A 17415-nucleotide genomic window follows, 5' to 3' on the forward strand; every position below is an offset into this window, starting at 1 on the left:
CGGCAGCGTACCGCTCATGGCGGTGTCCAGCGGCGCAGGGCGTCGAGCCAGGCCTCGGCCCCGGCGTCGCTGGGCGCGCGCCAGTCGGCGCGGGGCGACAGCGAGCCGCCGGAGCCGACCTTGGGGCCGTTGGGCAGCGCCGAGCGCTTGAACTGGCTGCCGGCGAAGAAGCGTTGCAGGAACACCGCCAGCCAATGGCCGATCTGCGCCGGGGCATAGGCCACGCGCTCGGCTTCGGGCAGCAGCGCCGGCCAATCACCGCGCGCGGCGTCGCCCCAGGCCTGCTCGGCGAGGTAGGCGACCTTGGCCGGGTGGTAGCCGAAGCGGCTCAGGTAATAGAGGAAGAAGTCCTGCAGGGCGTAGGGGCCGACGGTGTCCTCCGCGCGCTGCGGGCTGTCGCCGGGCACCAGTTCCGGCGAGGCGGCGCTGGCCAGGATGCGCCGCAGGACCCGGCGCACCGCCGCTGGTTGGCGCGGTAACTGCCAGTGCAGCAGGTGGCGGATCAGGGTCTTGGGCAGCGAGGCGTTGACCGCGTAGTGCGACATCTGATCGCCGACCCCGTAGGTGGTGTAGCCCAGAGCCAGCTCCGAGAGGTCGCCGGTGCCGATCACCAGCCCGCCATGCTGGTTGGCCAGGCGGAACAGGTGCGAGGTGCGCTCGCCGGCCTGGACGTTCTCGAAGCTGATGTCGTAGACCGGCTCGCCGCGTGTGTAGGGGTGGCCGATGTCCTCGAGCATTTGCAGGCAGGACGGGCGGATGTCGATTTCCGCCGCGCTCAGGCCCAGCCCCTGCATCAGCGCCAGGGCATTGCGCCGGCTCTGCGCACGGGTGGCCAGGCCCGGCAGGCTGTAGCCGAGTATCTGCGTGCGCGGCAGGCCGAGCTGGTCGAAGGCGCCGGCGGCGACCAGCGCCGCCTGGGTCGAATCGGCGCCGCCGGATATACCGATCAGCACCTTCTGCACGCCGCAGGCCTGCAAGCGTCTGGCCAGGCCTTGCTGCTGGATGGCGTAGACCTCGGCGCAGCGCGCGTCGAGGCTGGCGCTGTCGCTGGGGACGAAGGGGAAGCGGGCGATCCGCCGCGCCAGCGCCAGCGGCCTGACGGGCGGCTCGAAGTCCACGGCGATGCGCCGGAATGCCTCCAGGCGCGCGCGGTGCAGGCTGGCGCAGTCGGTGAAGCTGGTGGTGCGCTGGCGATCCTGGCGCAGGCGGTCGAGGTCGATGTCGGCGAAGATCAGGCCGGGGGCGTTGGCGAAGCGCGGGCTCTCGGCGAGCAGTTCGCCGTTCTCGTGGATCATCGCGTGGCCGTCCCAGGCCAGGTCGGTGGTCGATTCGCCATAGCCGGCGGCGCTGTAGACGTAGGCGGCGATGCAGCGCGCCGACTGCCCGGCGCCGAGCTGGCGGCGGTACTCGGCCTTGCCCACGGTGGCGTTGCTCGCCGACAGGTTGGCCAGCAGCGTGGCGCCGGCCAGGGCCGCGTAACCGCTCGGCGGCGCCGGCACCCAGAGGTCCTCGCAGATTTCCGCGTGCAGGACCAGGCCGCGCAGGCGCGGGAAGTCGAGAAGGATGTCGCTGCCGAAGGGCACCTGGCGGCCGGCGACGCGCAGCTCGCCGCCGCGGGCATCGGCGGCCGAGGCGAAATGGCGCTTCTCGTAGAACTCCCGGTAGTTCGGCCGGTAGGTCTTGGGCAGGGCACAGAGGATGCGTCCGCGATGGATCGCCACGGCACAGTTGAACAGCGCCCCCTCGGCCCGCAGCGGCGCGCCCACCAGCAGCACCGGCAACAGCGCCTGGCTGGCCCGGCAGAGGCTGTCCAGGGCGTCTTCCACGGTGTCGAGCAGGGCGTCCTGGAACAGCAGGTCGTCGATCGCGTAGGCCGACAGGCCCAGTTCCGGAAACACCGCCAGGCCGGCCTGGTGCTGGTGGGCCTGCTGCGCCAGTTGCAGGGTCGCGGCGAGATTGGCGGCGGGGTCGGCGGGCGTCACCCGCGGGGTGCAGGCGGCGACGCGGAAAAAGCCCTGGGCATAGGGCGATGCGCTGCTGGACATGGGCCTTCCTCACGGCGCCGGGTATTCGTCCAGCATAGCCAGGGACGCGCAAGGGGCCGGTTTGATGCAAATCAAAGTGCCCGTGGCCGTCGCGCTCCAGGCTGGCTGACAGCACCCTGGGAAGCGTTCGGGCGTGCCTCACTCGGGACAGGGTTGCGCGGAGCGGAGCATGGGTCAGTACCAGCGGTTATTCCTTATTGGCGACTCCCGACAACTGGATTCGGCGGCGTTCCGGCGTGCCGCGGCGATCGCCCGCCAGAGTGGCGCGAGCCTGCACATCGGCCTGTACCTGGAAACCCCACACGGGCTGGCGCTGCTCGACGAGCGCCTGCGCGACAGCGCCCGCCAGCGTCACCTGACGGAGCACACGAACAACCTGCAGCGGGCCGCGGACGAACTGCACGCGCTGGGCGTGACGGTCACCCGCGAGGTGCTCTGGAGCCAGGACGCGCTGGGCGAAATCCTCGCGCGCATCAGCGCGCTGCAACCGGACCTGGTGATCAAGGACATTCAGCACGAGCCGGTGCTCAAGCGCGCCTTCGTCACGCCGCTGGACTGCCATCTGCTGCGGGCCTGCCCGGTGCCCCTGCATCTGGTCGCCGAGGCCCGTCATCCGCTGCCCTACAAGGTGCTGGCGGCGGTCGACGTGGCGCGCCCGGAGTTGCAGATCAGCGGCCTCAACGAGCAGGTCATCCAGACCGCCAGCGCGCTGGCCCTGCAATGCGGCGCCGAACTGCACCTGCTGCACGCCTGCGACCTGACCCAGGCCAGTCTCTACGATGCCTTCAGTGCCAATGGCACTTGGGACCTGACCTTCTCGGAGCGGCTCTGCGACAGCCTGCAACACAGCTTCAACAGCCTCGCCGAAAAGCATGCCGTGCCGGCGGAGCAGCGGCATTTCCTGCTTGGCCCGGCGCTGGCCGGCATCGCTGACTTCGTCGCGGATTTCCAGGTCGACGTGGTGGTGATGGGGACGGTCAGTCGGCATGGCCTGGAGCGCATGCTCGGCAGCACCACCGAACACATGCTGTACCGCGTGCCCAGCAGCCTACTGACGGTGCGCAGCGGGCGCGCGCCGTGAAGCGCGGCTTTTCTTGATGACCATCAAATCGCCCCGCAGCGCGGCTGCCTAGTCTGGAGGCCGCGGCGGTTGCAGGAAATGGGCTGCCGACCGGCCATTGGCAGAGGAGCGAACACCAGCATGGGACAGGCGATCCGCGCTCAGGCGCGGCTGCTGCAGGGCTATGACGATGGCCGCGATGTGCGTCATCTCAGCCTGCGTATCGAGGGCGGCGACGGCCAGGCGGCCGGCGCCATTCCCGGGCAGTTCTGCCTGCTCGGCCTGCCGGGACGCGGCACCGCGCCGTTCAGTTTCGTCAGCCTGCCGGACGGCGACGGACGCTTCGTCGTCGCCATCCATCGCTGCGGCGGCCTGAGCGATGCGCTCTTCGCCCAGGCGCCCGGCGCGCTGCTCGATTACCACGGCCCCCTGGGCGACGGCTGGCCCCTGCCGCTGCGCGCGGTGAGCCTGCTGATGCTGGCCGAGGAGCGCGGCCTGCTGGCCCTGGCGGCGGCCATCGACGAAGCCGCCGACTGGGCGCCGCCGCTGCGCCTGCGGGTGCTATACGGCGCCGCGCAGCCGGCCGCCCGGGTGCTTGCCGAGGAGCGCCGGCGCTGGGGGCGGGCGCTGAACTACATCGAAGCCCAGGGGCACGCCGAGTCAGGCCAGGCCGGCGCTTCGCCGTTGCAACTGCTGCCGGCGCTGCTCGCCGCGGGGCTGCCCGACGAGGTCTTCTGCGCCGGCCCGGAAGCCTTCACCCTGAGCGCCGCGCGCGCCTGCCAGGACAGCGGCGTGGCGGCCTCGCGCATCTGGTTGCACAGTGACTACCGGCTGCGCCTGGCCTGCGCCGGCGGGCGCGGTGAGCAGGCGCGCGGGCCGGTGTGCCGCTACGACCTCTACCTGCAAACCCGCTGCGAGCCGGTTTGATGCACATCAAAGTCGCGGCGCGGCGATCGGCCCACCCTGCATCCATGATTCGCGCGCCGCGCCTGTCGCGGTGCTCGCGCAAAGCCCAGCCACGGAGGTCATCATGAATCCCTACAAGCGCCTGCTGCTGATCTGCGATCCCGCCATGCACCTGTCTCCCGCCATGACCCGGGCCCAGGCCCTGGCCGGCTCCAGTAGCGCGGTGTTGCACATGGTCGCCCTGGGTAGCCTGCCGCCCAGCCTGCGCATCCTCGATGAAACGCTGCAGGATCGCGCGCGGCTCGACTGGCTGGAAAAACACCAGACCTGGCTGGACGACCAGTGCCAGTTGCTCAGTGCGCGGGGCATCGACGTCAGCGCCCAGGCGCTGTGGAGCGACGAACCGATGAAGGAAGTGCTGCGCCTGGCCGAGGACATGAAGGCCGACCTGCTGATCAAGGACCGCGAGTACGAGCCGGCCTTGCGCCGCGCCCTGATCACGCCGCTGGACTGGCAGGTGTTGCGCGAGTGCGCGGTGCCCTTGCACCTGGTCAGCGTCGCCGAGCACGCCTTGCCACGCAAGGTGGTGGCCGCCATCGACCTGTCGCAGAGCGATCCGCAGATCGACGCGGTGAACGAGCGCATCATCGAGGCCGCACAGAACTTCGCCGTGCAGTGCGATGCCGATCTGCACCTGCTGCAGGCCTATGAAGCACCGTCGAGTTTCCTCGCCTATGCCGCCGGCCCGGTGGCCTGGACCAAGGAAATGCAGGAAGAAGCCAGCGGCCGCGCCCAGACCCGCATGGCCCGCCTGGGCGAGCGCTTCGGCGTGCCGCAGCACTACCAGCACCTGCTCAAGGGACCGGCGACCAAGGTCATCGCCCAGTTCGCCGCCGAGCAGCACATGGACGTGGTGGTCATGGGCACCCTGTACCACAGCGGCCTGACCAAGGTCCTCGGCAGCACTACCGAGCAGGCGCTCTACCAGGTGCCGTCGAGCATTCTCGCCATCCGCCCCTGAGCGATCGCATAGGGCAGCGTCGGCGCGCGAGGCGGTAGACACCCTGAGGAGACACGAATGAAGATCGTCGCCTTCCTGAGTGTGCTGCTGTCGTTCTGGGCCGTCGCCTGCGTGGCCTGGATGGAGTTGCGTTACGCCCCGGCCGGCGGCGATGCGCAGTACGTGTTCCTCTGGGACCGCTGGGAAAACCGCCTGTGCCTGGTGTCGGTGGATGCTCCCGCGCGGATCATCTGCGACCCCCGCACGCTCTGGGTCTCGCGCGGCGGCGCGCGCCACGAGGGGCCGGCGCCATGAGCCGTGCCGAGGCGCTGATCGAGCGCCTGTTCGCCGCCGAGGTCGCGTTTCTGCATGCGCTGGCGCGCAGCGCCGCGTTGACCGACGCCGAGGCCCTGCATGACCTGCGCCTGAGCCTGCGCCACCTGCGCGGCCTGCTTTGGCCGTTACGCGAGGACGCCGCCCTGGCTGACCTGGACCGCGCTGCCTTGGCGTTGCTTCGGCAGACCAGCGCCTTGCGCGACACCCAGGTGCTGAGCACGGAACTGTCCCGTCTGGGCTTGCACGCCGAGGCCGGCGCGCGGCAGGCGTGGGTCGAGGAGGGCTGTCAGGCGCTGCCCGCATCGGCTGTCGTGCACGACCTGCTGCGCGCGTTCGATGGCGCTCCGCCGGCCCTGCGCCAGGCTGTCCGCGCCGGGCGTCTGAAGGGGCTCAAGGGACGCTTGCGGCGCCACCTGCGGCGCCAGTGGCGAAGCCTGTGTCCGCTGCCGATCGCCTCGCCCGAGGAGCAGCATGTGACCCGCTTGCGGGTCAAGCGCCTGCGCTATCTGCAGGCGAGCTACCCCCGGCTGATGCCCATGGCGGAACCGCTCAAGGCGTTGTTGCAAGGCTTGCAGTCGGCGCTGGGCGATGCCCATGACCTGGACTTCTGGTGTCGCCAGGTTGCTGGCGATCCGGCATTGCGCCCGGCCCTGGCCGGCTGGCGCGAGGCCAAGGCGCAGGCCGTGGCGCGGGCGCGGATCCTCGGTGGGCAACTGGAACAACAGCTGGGGAGCAGCGCCGGCCGCGTTACGCCGGCGCGGGTGCCGGCACTGCGCCGGGTCGACGCCGGGGATCAGGCGCGTTAGTGCGCGCCGACCGCGCGTCGCGCCGAGTAGGGCAGGCTGTGCGGCGCGGCGAGGCGCTCGCGGAGTTTGCTCAGGTATTCGCGGGCCTGCCGCTCGTCACGGAAGGGCACCCGGTACTGGTCGAGCTGGACGTAGCAGCAACCATCGGCAGCGCAGAGCAATTGCATGTGCATAGTGGTCTCCGGAATCTTCAGGCTCCTGGTTGGAGTGACAGGGTATGGATGACCTGGGTGGCATCGTTCGGGTCTTGCCGGGTGGTGAAACCGAGGAAGCGCACCAGCTCGTGCATGCCGGTGTTGGCCGCCGAGTCGAGCGAGAACATCTGCTTCAGGCCGTTGCGCCGGGCGGTTTCAATCAGGTGGCGCATCAGCGCCACGGCCAGGCCCCGGTGTCGCCAGGCGTCGGCCACGGTGATCGCGCATTCGCACTGCTCGCCGTCGCCGCCGACCGCGTAGCGGCTGACCCCGACTTCGATCAGCTTGCCGTCCTGATGCGCCACGGCGATGTAGGCGACGCTGTCCTTGAAGTTCACCGCCATCAACTGGTCGAGCAGCGCCGGGGACACCTCGCGCATGCTGCAGAGGAAGCGGAAATGCCGCGCCTCGGCGGACAGCCCGGCGATGAAATCGGCTTCGCGCTGGCGGTCCTCCGGCTTCAGCGGGCGGATCAGCACATGGCTGCCATCGTTCAGCGGTTCGATCCAATGCTCCTCGGACAAGGTGCCGAATTCGGAGCTGGTAGCGGGGGATGAGGGAGCGGTGGACATGTGACCTCCAGGGACGATGAGCCTTAGGCAAACGACGCCCGAACCACTTGTACGCCGCGCAGCCCGGTGTGGATTGATCAGGATCAAAGGCTGCCGAAGCCGCGCGCGGCGGCGGCTGAACGGTGCAACCGAGGCCATCCGCCCAACGCGCAAGGGCGGATTGGCGGCGATGATGGGCATCGCTGCGCTCAACCGCATCCTAGGAGACCGGCCGTTTCCCTCCGGCATGGATTGGCGGATAGCGCTGGGGCGTTGTTCGTATACGGACTCCTCCCGGTTTGCCAGTGTTTGGCGTTGTTCAAACCTAGGTACGACTGCTTCCGTATATCCGGCTTGGTGGAGTGATGTTGCAGCTCGCGAGCCCATGATTAAATGTGCGCCTGTCTGTCCGATCGCCCTAAGGATGCTCTGAACTAGTCCTGAATTTTCATGTTGGCAGCCCTGTCCGTTGAAAAAGTGCCTGCGAATCCAAGGGGGGCTTGAGCCTCTAGCTCCGCCCTGTTTGGGTACTTGGTTGGGGCATTTCCTCGCATTACGGGCGAACCTCGCCTGGGGTGGACAGCAACTGTCGGCGCCCCATCCATAGGTTTGACAAGACGAATAGGGTGACCCGCTGCGCGGTATTCTTCGCCAGGCGCCGGAAGCACACGTTCACGCAGCCGAACTGGCGCTTGACCACCCGAAACGGGTGCTCGACCTTGCGCTTGGCTTTGTACAGAGCGCTGCGCCTGCTCAGTTGCTTGTAGCGCTTCGCCGAGTGGCGATTTTCCAGATGACTTGGCGACCTTCAGGCTCGGCGCGCTTCTCCACTCCGGCGTAGCCCGCATCGGCACAGACCACGCTCTCTGCGCCATGCAGCGGTTTACCGAGTTGGGTAACATCGGCCACGTTGGCCGCTGTACCCACACAGGCTGTATATCAGCCCGACCCAGCAGCGGTGCGGATATGTGCCTTCACGCCGAAGGAGTGCTGGTTACCTTTCGTGGTTTGGTGCGTTCCGGGGCGCGCTTGCCGTCCTGCTTCTGGGTCGAGTTGGGCGCTTGGATCAAAGTGGCATTGACGATGGTGCCCCGGCGCAGCAATAACCCACGATCTCCCAGATAGCCGTTGCTCACGCCAAAGATGCCGGCTGCCAGCCCATGTTTTTCCAGAAAACGGCGCAAGTTGAGGACGGTGGTTTCGTCGGAAATGCGCTCCATACTCAATCCAGCGAACTGGCACAGGATGGTCGTCCATACAGCGTCTTCTGCATCGCCGGATCGCTGTAACCGAACCTGATCCATCTCAATCAAAAGTAACTCCTTGCGGGTCTGCTTGCACTTGCCGGCGTACTCGGTATCGACGCAGGTCAACTGCTTCATCGGGAACTCGGGCTACGTGATCGGCGCATTTCACCAGATTCGGGAAGTCTTCTTCAGGTTCAGGGCTTCCCTAGTTGTTCACTATCACTCAATGACAACTCATTGAGTTGGTTGAGAATTAATTCCGATCCCATGTTGCCGAGGGAAAGACGTTGTCGCGGACAGTCGGGACAGATTGGTTGCGATGATAGTGCTGAGGAAATTTCACTCATTAACCAAGGAAAATGCTGACTCGGCCAGCGCATGAATCGGCACTAGCGTGTTTCCTTGTGGTTTTCGTAACGAGCCTGTCGATATGGGTATCCGCTGCCCGCCATACCTAGCAATCGCCTGCGCCTTGATCGGTATTCTGTTCCTCGATCCAATCGCCGCCACAGCGGCACAATTGACGGTAGATGCGGCAGCGGGAATTACCCAGATCGGAACCTATCAGGGGCGTTGTGTATACGACGTTCTCCACTGCGTAAAGTCAGCAGGGTTGGATGTCTCGATGCTGTTAATTTAATTAGGTGGCTGCAAATGAAAAAATTGGCTCTGGTTTCTATTATTTCATTTTCTGTATTTTTTACAGTTTCCTCTCAAGCAAATACTGTAACTCTGACCGTGGAAAACAACAGCGCTGAGAAGATAGATTTAAGCGCTGGATCTCCTTATGGTCTGCCTGCCTCGGTGCCACCAAAAACAACTAAGACCGTTATACTTGAGTTCGGGGGAACTAGATCAGATATTACTGCAATCTATCAGCGATTTGGCAATAAAGCAGCTTGTAAATTTACGGCGTCGCACATTGTCAAAGGGCAAAATAGTGTGACTTTTAATAAAAGCGCTGCACAGTCAGGCACTATAAAGGCAACCTGCAGGGCCGATCAATCCCCAAATTACACAACCCATAACTACTCAGCAACCTTTGCCGTTTATTGAAACGCGCATAAGGCCCGCAGGCATTGCGATTTAAAATAGTGGAAACACAATGTTTAAATAAAATATTGGAGAAATGTTAAGTTTTAATATTTGCATGTCGATACAGTGTGTGCAGGCAATCTACATGTGAAAGTTAACCTTCAAGGAGCGGCCTGCTGGGAGGCGAAAGAAATGAATCCTATTATCGCAGAGTCAATCATGGCAGTCGCTGGTAGGGCAGTTGGTATGACCGTTAAGACAACGGCTATGGGATATAATACTTTTCTGCCAGCTACCAGTGATCAGGGTCGAATAGCAGATGAAGGCATAAGAGTAAGCTTATCAGCTGCCGCGAAACAAATTTCACAAATATTGAAGGAAGGATCCAATAGTTCTGCTTCGTCAGCTGATGGTTTTGATGATTTCATACAGGAAATGCATAAGCAGCTCCTTTCAAAAGGCAAAACAGCGGAAGCTCTTACTAAAATTCCCAAAAATAGCAGCCCTGCCCGGACAACTTTAGCTCAACAGGCAGCCAATTATCTTTCGGTTGGTCTGTACGGCGGCGACAAGGTTTACGAAGGCGTCTCTTCTGATAATCCTTTTGCGAGCTTAGACAGGGCTAGCCTTTCAAGTATGGCCTTTGATAGCTCTGGGTCCTTCACGTCAGCCGAGAGGCAAGTGGCATTTCTGGAAATGACTAAACGTGATACAGAGTATGAAAACAAGACCTTTGATTTTCAGGGTTCACTCTCGGGGAAAGATAGTAGTGTTCCTTGGGGTGATATAATTAGTAATCTCCGAGATTCAGAACTCGCTTCAACAATGAGTGAGGGTGAAAGGTTGTGGCGAAAATGGCCGTCGGCGGACGAGCTTAAGAATAATGCTGAGCGGCTTATAAAGCAGTTCAATGTAAAGCCTCCTGTACTTCCTTGGTCTGCCAATTTGCAAAATTCCAATAGTACTGCCCTTGCTGCTACAGCAGGTCATGACGGTTCGGCCTCTTGGAAAACCATTGCTATCAATAAGTCTACATCTATGGATTTTGATATCAGCTTGATTCGGTCTGTTGAGAAAATTGATGGTCCCTTCAGCACTGAAAAGCCTTCCACTGATAGCGCCATCGATGGAAAATCCTTGATCTATCAAGAGATAGATAATTTCAAGTCGGAGTAGGGGTTCGTGATATCTGCGAATTGAGATCAGTTATCGCGGTCAAGAGCTAAAACAAAGTTCCCCACCGTAGCGGTGGGGAACTTTTACGTCAAGCCATCGACTTAGACCTTCCCGGCATTACTGCTGATTGAATTTCTACCTGATTCATTCAACTGAAGTGCCCCGAAAGACAGCATTGATAACACCGTCTGTCTCGATGCTGGCTATACCAGGGGCGAGAAGTATGAAGAGCATGGGGGCGTTAGCTCATCTGGCAGATTGCGGCTTGGTGCAGCACTTACAAGACGCACGATAAGCGCAGCGCCTTGTTGAAGGTGATCCGCAAGGTTGAGCATCTATTTCGAGTGATCAAGCGCCATTTCGGTTATGCGATAGGTGCGTTTCCGTGGCCAAGCCAAGAGTACGACGCAGCTGGCCACGTTATTTACCCTGTCGAATCCGTGGATGGCTCGCCGACATTGGCTAGCTAATGCAAAAGAGGTGCGCCTGTAGTGCGGGGGCCGCGAGTTGCTTGTAGCGGGTCAATACATCGGAAAAAGCGGATGATCTGGGTGTTGGGAGCTACGGGCCTCTTTCTAAAGTTGGCCAGTTTGAATTCAGGCAGAAATATATGGCTATCTTCAGACCATTTCTAACGAATTTGCTTCACAGCAGCAGGGAGCCCGTGAATAACCCAGGTTTCATACAGGCCGGTTCGACCGGTTCGTCATCATTGCTATTCACTGTGCAATCGTTGTGGCGCGTTTCTACAGCGGTGTTGCCGGTAATGCTCAGGCGGGCTGGTAAGTGGTTTCCTAACTGAGCAGGGCCCAGATGATCCGGGCATTCTTGTTCGTCAGGGCAACGGCGACGAGGTTGGCATTACGTCGCTGCAGCAGGCCTTGTAGCCAGCGGCTGCGGGCATCGGTTTTGCTGGCGCAACAGCGCACTACCGCAGGCCTCCATCGCCACCAGGCAGGGCGGCAATTGGAGAAAGAAATCCCGCATCTGCGCCCGCTTGAGTTGGCGACGGCACACCACCTGCTCATGACGATCAACGCCATGCACCTGGAATACCTGCTTTGCCAGATCCATACCAATGTTCATGCTGACTCCCCCTCCGGGACTTGTGGCTGCACCATCAGTCTGGCGCTTGACGCCGTAGGAGGGAGGAGTCCATTTCATTGCCCTGCGCGGGCGTGGCGTCCTAGGGCGTCGGCCAGTGCCAGACGGCCGGGGCGATCTGCAGCGCGTGCGGCAGCAGGTGTTCGGCGTAGAACAGGTCGGCGGTGCGCTGCTGGGCGGCGATGTCTTCGGCGTTCAGCGGGCGGATCGGCGAGGCCGCCGGGCGGTGGCTGAAGCTCTGCCGGATCACCGCGTCGGGCAGGCCGGTGACGCGGGCCATGATCGCCACGCTGGCGGCTTCGTCGCTGCGGGTCAGGGCTTCGGCCTGGCTGAAGCTGTCGAGCACCTGGCGGAGGAATTCGCCGTGGGCTTCGGCGAACGGCCGCGCGGCCAGGTAGAAGGGGCCGCTCAGTCCCAATCCTTCGCCGTTGGCCAGCAGGCGGGCGCGGCCTTCCAGTTCGAGCTGCGAGTACCACGGGTCCCAGATCGCCCAGGCGTCCACCTGGCCGCTTTCGAAGGCGGCGCGGGCGTCGGCCGGGGTCAGGTACAGCGGCTGGATGTCGCGAATGCTCAGGCCGGCTTGCTGCAGCGCGCGCAGCAGGGTGTTGTGCGAGCTGGAGCCTTTCTGCAGGGCAACGCGCTTGCCCTTGAGTTCGGCGACGCTGTGGATCGGGCTGGCGCTGGGCACCAGCAGGGTTTCCGCCTGCGGCTTCGGCGGCTCGACGCCGACGTAGAGCAGGTCGGCGCCGGCGGCCTGGGCGAACAGCGGCGGGATGTCGCCGCTGCCACCGAGGTCGATGGCGCCGACGTTCAGCGCTTCGAGCAACTGTGGCCCGGCGGGGAACTCGATCCAGTCGATGCGGGTGTGCGGGAAACGCTGTTCCAGCAGTTGCCGTTCCTTGGCCAGCACCTGGCTGGTGGCGGCTTTCTGGTAGCCGATGCGCAACTGCGCCGGGTCGTCGGCGTGGGCGCCGGGGCTGCCGAGCAGGAGCAGGGCGAGGAGGGCGCCGAAGCGTTGTTTGAGGTTCATCGGGTGATCTCGCAAGACACAGGATGGCGGGCGCCGGGCGCCCGCCGGGAAGGCCTCAGGCCTGCCAGTCGGTGGAGGGTTTTTCCCAGAGGTTGATCCCGCCTTCGACGGCATGGCGGTCGATCTCCGCCAGTTCCTCCGCGCTGAAGTCGAGGTTGTCCAGGGCGGCGACGTTCTCGACGATCTGCTCCGGGCGGCTGGCGCCGATCAGCGCCGAGGTCACCCGCGGATCGCGTAGGGTCCAGGCCAGCGCCAGTTGCGCCAGGCTCTGGCCGCGGCGCCGGGCGATCGCGTTGAGCGCGCGGGCGCGCTGCAGGTTCGCCTCGGACAGGTGCTCGGGACGCAGCGAGGCGCCGCCGGGCTGGTTGACCCGGGCGTCGGCGGGAATCCCATCGAGGTACTTGTCGCTGAGCAGGCCCTGGGCCAGCGGGGTGAAGGCGATGACCCCGCTGCCGAGCGCGTCGGTGGTCTCCAGCAGGTCTTTCTCCACCCAGCGGTTGAACAGGTTGTAGGCCGGCTGGTGGATCAGCAGCGGCACCTTCCATTCGCCCAGCAGCGCGGCGATCTCGCGGGTCTTGCCCGCCGAGTAGGAGGAGATGCCGACGTACAGCGCCTTGCCCTGCTGCACCGCGCTGGCCAGCGCGCCGGCGGTTTCTTCCAGCGGCGTGTGCGGGTCGAAGCGGTGCGAGTAGAAGATGTCGACGTAGTCCAGGCCCAGGCGTTGCAGGCTCTGGTCGAGGCTGGCCAGCAGGTACTTGCGCGAGCTGCCACCCTGGCCGTAGGGACCGGGCCACATGTCCCAGCCGGCCTTGGTCGAGATGATCAGTTCGTCGCGGTAGGCGGCGAAGTCCTCGCGCAGCAGGCGGCCGAAGTTGCTTTCCGCGCTGCCGTAGGGCGGGCCGTAGTTGTTGGCCAGGTCGAAGTGGTTGATGCCCAGGTCGAAGGCGGTGCGCAGCAGGGCGCGCTGGCGTTCCAGCGGCGTGCTGTCGCCGAAGTTGTGCCAGAGGCCGAGGGACAGCGCGGGCAGCACCAGGCCACTACGGCCGACGCGGCGGTAGGGCAGGCGCTGGTAGCGCGCGGGGGCGGCGAGGTAGGTCATGGGGTTCTCCTAGATCGAAGCGAAACGGTTGGCCGGGCGCGCCAGGCCCAGGTGCTCGCGCAGGGTGCGGCCGCTGTACTCGGTGCGGAACAGGCCGCGTCGCTGGAGTTCCGGCACCAGCAACGTGGCGACGTCTTCGAGGCCGCCGGGCAGGTGCGGCACCAGCACGTTGAAGCCATCGGCGCCGCCCTGCTCGAACCAGGCCTGGAGTTCGTCGGCGACCTGCGCCGGCGTACCGATCAGGCTGTAGTGGCCGCGGCCACCGGCGATGCGCCGGCCGAGCTGGGCCAGGCTGAGGTTTTCCTTGCCGGCCAGTTCGGTGAGCAGCAGCTGGCGGCTGCGCTGGCCGCTGTCGGTCAGCGGCAGATCGGGCAGCGGGCCGTCCAGCGGGTAGCCGGACAAGTCGAAGTTGCCGAGCATGCGCGACAGCAGGGCGACGCCGACCGCCGGCTCGACCAGCGCCTGGAATTGCTCGAATTTCTCCTGTGCCTGGCTCTGGCTGTCGCCGAGCACGATGAACACGCCGGGCATGATCTTCAGCGCGTCGGCCGAGCGTCCGTACTTGCCCAGGCGCCCCTTGAGGTCGCTGTAGAAGTCGCGCGCGGCGGCCAGCGAGGTCTGCGCGGTGAACACCACTTCGGCGGTCTGCGCAGCCAGCTCGCGGCCGGTCTCCGAGGAGCCGGCCTGGACCACCACCGGACGCCCCTGGGGCGAGCGGGCGACGTTCAGCGGCCCGCGCACCTGGAAGTGGTCACCGTGGTGATCGAGCACATGCAGCTTGGCCGGGTCGTAGTACTGCCCGCTGGCCTTGTCGCGGACGAAGGCATCGTCTTCCCAGCTGTCCCAGAGGCCGCTCACCACCTCGTGGAATTCGCGGGCGCGGGCGTAGCGCTCGGCGTGGCCGAGGTGTTCGCTGCGGTTGAAGTTCAGCGCTTCGGCGGCGGCGTCCGAGGTCACCAGGTTCCAGCCGGCGCGGCCGCCGGACAGGTGGTCCAGCGAGGCGAACTTGCGCGCCACATGGAAGGGCTCGTTGTAGCTGGTGGTGACGGTGGCGATCAGGCCGATGCGCTCGGTCACCGCGGCCAGCGCGGAGAGCAGGGTGAGCGGCTCGAAATGGTCGGAGCGGGCCATGCGGCTGGCGATCGGCGCGTCCGGCGCGGCCGCGCTGTCGGCGAAGAACAGGGCGTCGAAGCAGGCCGCTTCGGCGATCTGCGCCAGGCGCTTGTATTGCTGGAAGTCCAGGCCGCCATCGGCCGGCACGTCCGGGTGGCGCCAGGCGGCGATGTGGTGCCCGGTGGCCATCAGGAAGGCGCCGAGGGAAAGGGTGCGTTTGCTTGCGGTCATGATGCAGTCCTCTGCGTGAAGGGAGGCACGCCAGGCGGATTCGGGTTTCTCATCGAGGCCCCGCCGGCGAGGGCGGGGCCGTGTGGCGGAATCAGAAGTCCTTGCGCAGCTCGACGCCGAAGTAGCGGCTGTCGTCGCGCGGCACCAGCCGGTAGACGTAGCCGGTGCCGGTGGCGATCAGCGGCGAGTAGGACTTGTCGGTGAGGTTCTTGGCCAGCAGCGCCACGCGCCAGCCCTGGCTGTAGTCGGCGAGGGCGACGCTGGCGTTCCAGATGCCGTAGGCGCCCTGGATGGTGTTGGGGTTCTGGCTGAGGTCGTACTGCACCTTGTCCTGCCAGCTGTAGTCGCTGCCCAGTTCGACATCCAGGCCGTTGTCCAGCGGAATGTCGTAGTCGGCGCGCACATAGCTCTTCCAGTCGGGCGAGAAGGGCAGCGGCTTGCCGTTGACGTTGCAACTGGCCGCCGCGCCCGCCGGGCAGTTGAAGCTCTCGATGCGGGCGTGGGTGTAGGCCACCGAGCCGGACAGCTTCAGGCGCCGGGTGGCCTGCCAGGCGAGGTCGGCTTCGGCGCCTTCGGTCTTCACCGAGCCGGCGTTGATCAGGCGGGTCACCACCTGGCCGGCGACGGTGTCGTAGAAGTTCGCCTGGTAGTTGTCGTAGACCGTGTGGAACAGCGCGAAGTTGGCGGTCAGGCGATTGTCCAGAGCGTTGGCCTTCAGGCCCAGCTCCCAGGAGTTGGAGGTTTCCGGCTTGAGCGCCTGGGTGTCGCGCGGCTGCATGTTGAAGAACACGTTGTAGGCCGGGCCCTTGTAGCCGCGCGAGTAGGTCAGGTAGCTGGTCAGGTTGGGGTTGAGGTCGTACTGCAGGCCCAGGCGCCCGGACCAGCCGTCTTCGTCGGTGGAGCCGGAGCTGCTGGTCGAGGGCTGGATGCCGGTGACCGCGGTGGCCGAGGTGGAGCGCCGACGGTGGTCGTATTCCAGCTCGTCGTGGGTGTAGCGCAGGCCGGCGATGCCACGGAACGACGGGGTGAAGTTCAGGGTGCTTTCGCCGAACGCCGAGTAGCTGTCGCTGCGCGTGCCGAAGTCGGCCACGCCGCTGTTCACCGCGCTGCTGCTGGTCAGCACGCGGCGGTAGGTTTCGTCGTCCTTGGCGTGCATGTAGTACAGGCCGGTGACGTATTCGAGGAATTCGCCCTTGGGCGAGGCCAGGCGGATTTCCTCCGAGTACTGGTCGTAGGACAGGTCGCCCTTGTCGTCGGAACTGGGGAAGGCGCTGCTCACCTGCGACAGGCGATCGCCGTCCTGGTACTGGGTGTTGTCCCAGCCGCGCCAGGCGCTGATCGAGGTCAGGGTGTAGTCGCCCAGGCTCCAGTCGACCTGTGCCGAAAGGCCCTTGTTGATGTCCTCGACGTGGGAGCGGTAGTCGGTGTTGATCCGGCGGTTGTCGCTGCTCGCCACCACTGGGCTCAGCGCCTTGGCGAAGGCCGCGCTGCTGGTGCTGGTGATCACGCCGTTGGGGCTGTCGTCGTCGGCCTGCATGTAGTCGGCGATCAACGTCACCTTGAGGTCGTCGTTCGGCGTCAGCTCGAACTTGGCGCGGCCGCCCTTGCGGTTGTAGCCGTTGACCTCCTGGCCGTTGTAGACGTTCTTCACGTTGCCGTCGTAGCTGCCCAGCAGTGCGCTGAAGCTGGCCTTGAGCTTGCCGGGCAGCAGGGTGCCGCCGATGCCGAAGCGGGTGCGGTTCTCGTTGCCGCCGCCGAAGTGCGAGTAGTCGACGTAGCCGCTGCTGTCGTCCGGCGCGTCCTTGGTGACGATGTTGAGCACGCCGGCCGAGGCGTTCTTGCCGAACAGGGTGCCTTGCGGCCCGCGCAGGACCTCGATGCGCTCCAGGTCGAGCAGGTCCAGGGTGGCCATGCCCGGGCGGCCGTAGACCACGCCGTCGACCACGGTGGAGACGCTCGGCTCGACGCCGGGCGAGGTGGTCACGGTGCCGACGCCACGGACGAACAGCGAGGTGTCCTTGTTCGAGGCGCCGGCGCGGTAGTTCAGGCTCGGCACTTCGCTGACGATGGTCGAGACGTTGTTACGGTTGTCGCGCTCCAATTGCTCGCCGCTGATCACGCTGACCGCCACCGGCACTTTCTGCAGCGATTCCTCGCGGCGCGTGGCGGTGACTGTCACCGCGTTGAGGGTCGGTGCCGCGTCATCGGCCTTGGCGCTGTCGCCGTCGGCCGCGCTGGCCGGCAACTGTGCGCCGCCGACCAGCGCGGCGATGGCCAGCGTCAAGGCGCTGAGCCGGGGAAATTCTTCGCGGGTGTGCGCCCGGTACTGCTGATTCATAGCCACTCCTCTGATGCCCTGTCCGCCGCCGATCTCTTCTGCTGGATCGCTGCGGCGCCGTTTCGCTGGAGACCGTCACGAGCGCTCGCTCGTGCGAGTGGCTAGGGGGCGACAGTCTTCGTTGTTAGCGCTAACATCGGCGAG

General features: G+C 65.0%; 14 protein-coding genes and 4 pseudogenes. 8 read left to right on the top strand and 10 right to left on the bottom strand.

The window, feature by feature from the left end:
* Positions 1–14: 14 nt before the first annotated feature.
* Complete coding sequence (locus BLQ74_RS09920) at positions 15–2045, bottom strand: NAD(+) synthase (protein WP_090262387.1); 2031 nt, start codon at positions 2043–2045, stop codon at positions 15–17.
* A gap of 169 nt (positions 2046–2214) precedes the next feature.
* On the opposite strand from BLQ74_RS09920, the gene BLQ74_RS09925 reads away from it, so the two are divergent.
* The 5 genes from BLQ74_RS09925 (at position 2215) to BLQ74_RS09945 (ending at position 6153) form a co-directional block, all read left to right on the top strand.
* Positions 2215–3126, top strand: coding sequence for a universal stress protein (locus BLQ74_RS09925; protein WP_090262388.1), 912 nt, complete (start codon positions 2215–2217; stop codon positions 3124–3126).
* A gap of 120 nt (positions 3127–3246) precedes the next feature.
* Complete coding sequence (locus BLQ74_RS09930) at positions 3247–4032, top strand: ferredoxin reductase domain-containing protein (RefSeq protein ID WP_090262389.1); 786 nt, start codon at positions 3247–3249, stop codon at positions 4030–4032.
* Positions 4033–4135: 103 nt separating this feature from the next.
* Positions 4136–5032, top strand: coding sequence for a universal stress protein (locus BLQ74_RS09935; protein ID WP_090262390.1), 897 nt, complete (start codon positions 4136–4138; stop codon positions 5030–5032).
* Between the two features lie 57 nt (positions 5033–5089).
* Positions 5090–5326, top strand: coding sequence for a hypothetical protein (locus BLQ74_RS09940; RefSeq protein WP_090262391.1), 237 nt, complete (start codon positions 5090–5092; stop codon positions 5324–5326).
* Positions 5323–6153 (top strand): CHAD domain-containing protein, encoded by an 831-nt coding sequence (locus tag BLQ74_RS09945; protein ID WP_090262392.1) that lies wholly within the window; start codon positions 5323–5325, stop codon positions 6151–6153. The genes BLQ74_RS09940 and BLQ74_RS09945 overlap by 4 nt, the downstream gene beginning before the upstream one ends.
* Here BLQ74_RS09945 and BLQ74_RS27420 read toward each other — a convergent pair.
* The 3 genes and pseudogenes from BLQ74_RS27420 to BLQ74_RS09955 form a co-directional block, all read right to left on the bottom strand.
* Positions 6150–6326 (bottom strand): hypothetical protein, encoded by a 177-nt coding sequence (locus BLQ74_RS27420; RefSeq protein ID WP_170842786.1) that lies wholly within the window; start codon positions 6324–6326, stop codon positions 6150–6152. The genes BLQ74_RS09945 and BLQ74_RS27420 overlap by 4 nt on opposite strands.
* Positions 6327–6343: 17 nt before the next feature.
* Entirely contained in the window at positions 6344–6919 is a 576-nt protein-coding gene (locus tag BLQ74_RS09950) for a GNAT family N-acetyltransferase (RefSeq protein WP_090262393.1), read from the bottom strand.
* A 532-nt stretch (positions 6920–7451) separates the two neighbouring features.
* Positions 7452–8280: pseudogene (locus BLQ74_RS09955) on the bottom strand (IS5 family transposase).
* Between the two features lie 519 nt (positions 8281–8799).
* Between BLQ74_RS09955 and BLQ74_RS26985 the strand changes: the two are divergent.
* The 3 genes and pseudogenes from BLQ74_RS26985 to BLQ74_RS09965 form a co-directional block, all read left to right on the top strand.
* The gene (locus BLQ74_RS26985) at positions 8800–9201 is read left to right on the top strand and encodes a hypothetical protein (RefSeq protein WP_139199048.1); all 402 of its coding nucleotides are present in this window, start codon (positions 8800–8802) and stop codon (positions 9199–9201) included.
* A gap of 171 nt (positions 9202–9372) precedes the next feature.
* Positions 9373–10356 carry a hypothetical protein gene (locus BLQ74_RS26990; RefSeq protein ID WP_139199049.1) on the top strand — a complete coding sequence of 328 codons (984 nt, stop codon included), beginning with the start codon at positions 9373–9375 and terminating at the stop codon, positions 10354–10356.
* Between the two features lie 177 nt (positions 10357–10533).
* Positions 10534–10848: pseudogene (locus tag BLQ74_RS09965) on the top strand (IS5/IS1182 family transposase); the annotation flags it as partial.
* A 302-nt stretch (positions 10849–11150) separates the two neighbouring features.
* Here BLQ74_RS09965 and BLQ74_RS27665 read toward each other — a convergent pair.
* From BLQ74_RS27665 to BLQ74_RS09990, 6 genes and pseudogenes are all read right to left on the bottom strand, one after another.
* Positions 11151–11273 (bottom strand): annotated as a pseudogene (locus BLQ74_RS27665) (IS110 family transposase); the annotation flags it as partial.
* Positions 11274–11280: 7 nt separating this feature from the next.
* Positions 11281–11442, bottom strand: a pseudogene (locus tag BLQ74_RS09970) (IS110 family transposase); the annotation flags it as partial.
* A gap of 100 nt (positions 11443–11542) precedes the next feature.
* Positions 11543–12490, bottom strand: a complete 948-nt coding sequence (locus BLQ74_RS09975; RefSeq protein ID WP_090262396.1) for an aliphatic sulfonate ABC transporter substrate-binding protein — start codon at positions 12488–12490, stop codon at positions 11543–11545.
* 55 nt (positions 12491–12545) lie between these two features.
* Positions 12546–13589 (bottom strand): L-glyceraldehyde 3-phosphate reductase, encoded by a 1044-nt coding sequence (gene mgrA, locus BLQ74_RS09980; RefSeq protein ID WP_090262397.1) that lies wholly within the window; start codon positions 13587–13589, stop codon positions 12546–12548.
* 9 nt (positions 13590–13598) lie between these two features.
* Complete coding sequence (locus BLQ74_RS09985) at positions 13599–14933, bottom strand: LLM class flavin-dependent oxidoreductase (RefSeq protein WP_090262398.1); 1335 nt, start codon at positions 14931–14933, stop codon at positions 13599–13601.
* Positions 14934–15024: 91 nt separating this feature from the next.
* Complete coding sequence (locus BLQ74_RS09990; RefSeq protein WP_090262399.1) at positions 15025–17271, bottom strand: TonB-dependent receptor; 2247 nt, start codon at positions 17269–17271, stop codon at positions 15025–15027.
* Positions 17272–17415: the final 144 nt, after the last annotated feature.

The organism is Pseudomonas panipatensis (genome assembly GCF_900099785.1).
Lineage (GTDB): Bacteria > Pseudomonadota > Gammaproteobacteria > Pseudomonadales > Pseudomonadaceae > Pseudomonas > Pseudomonas panipatensis.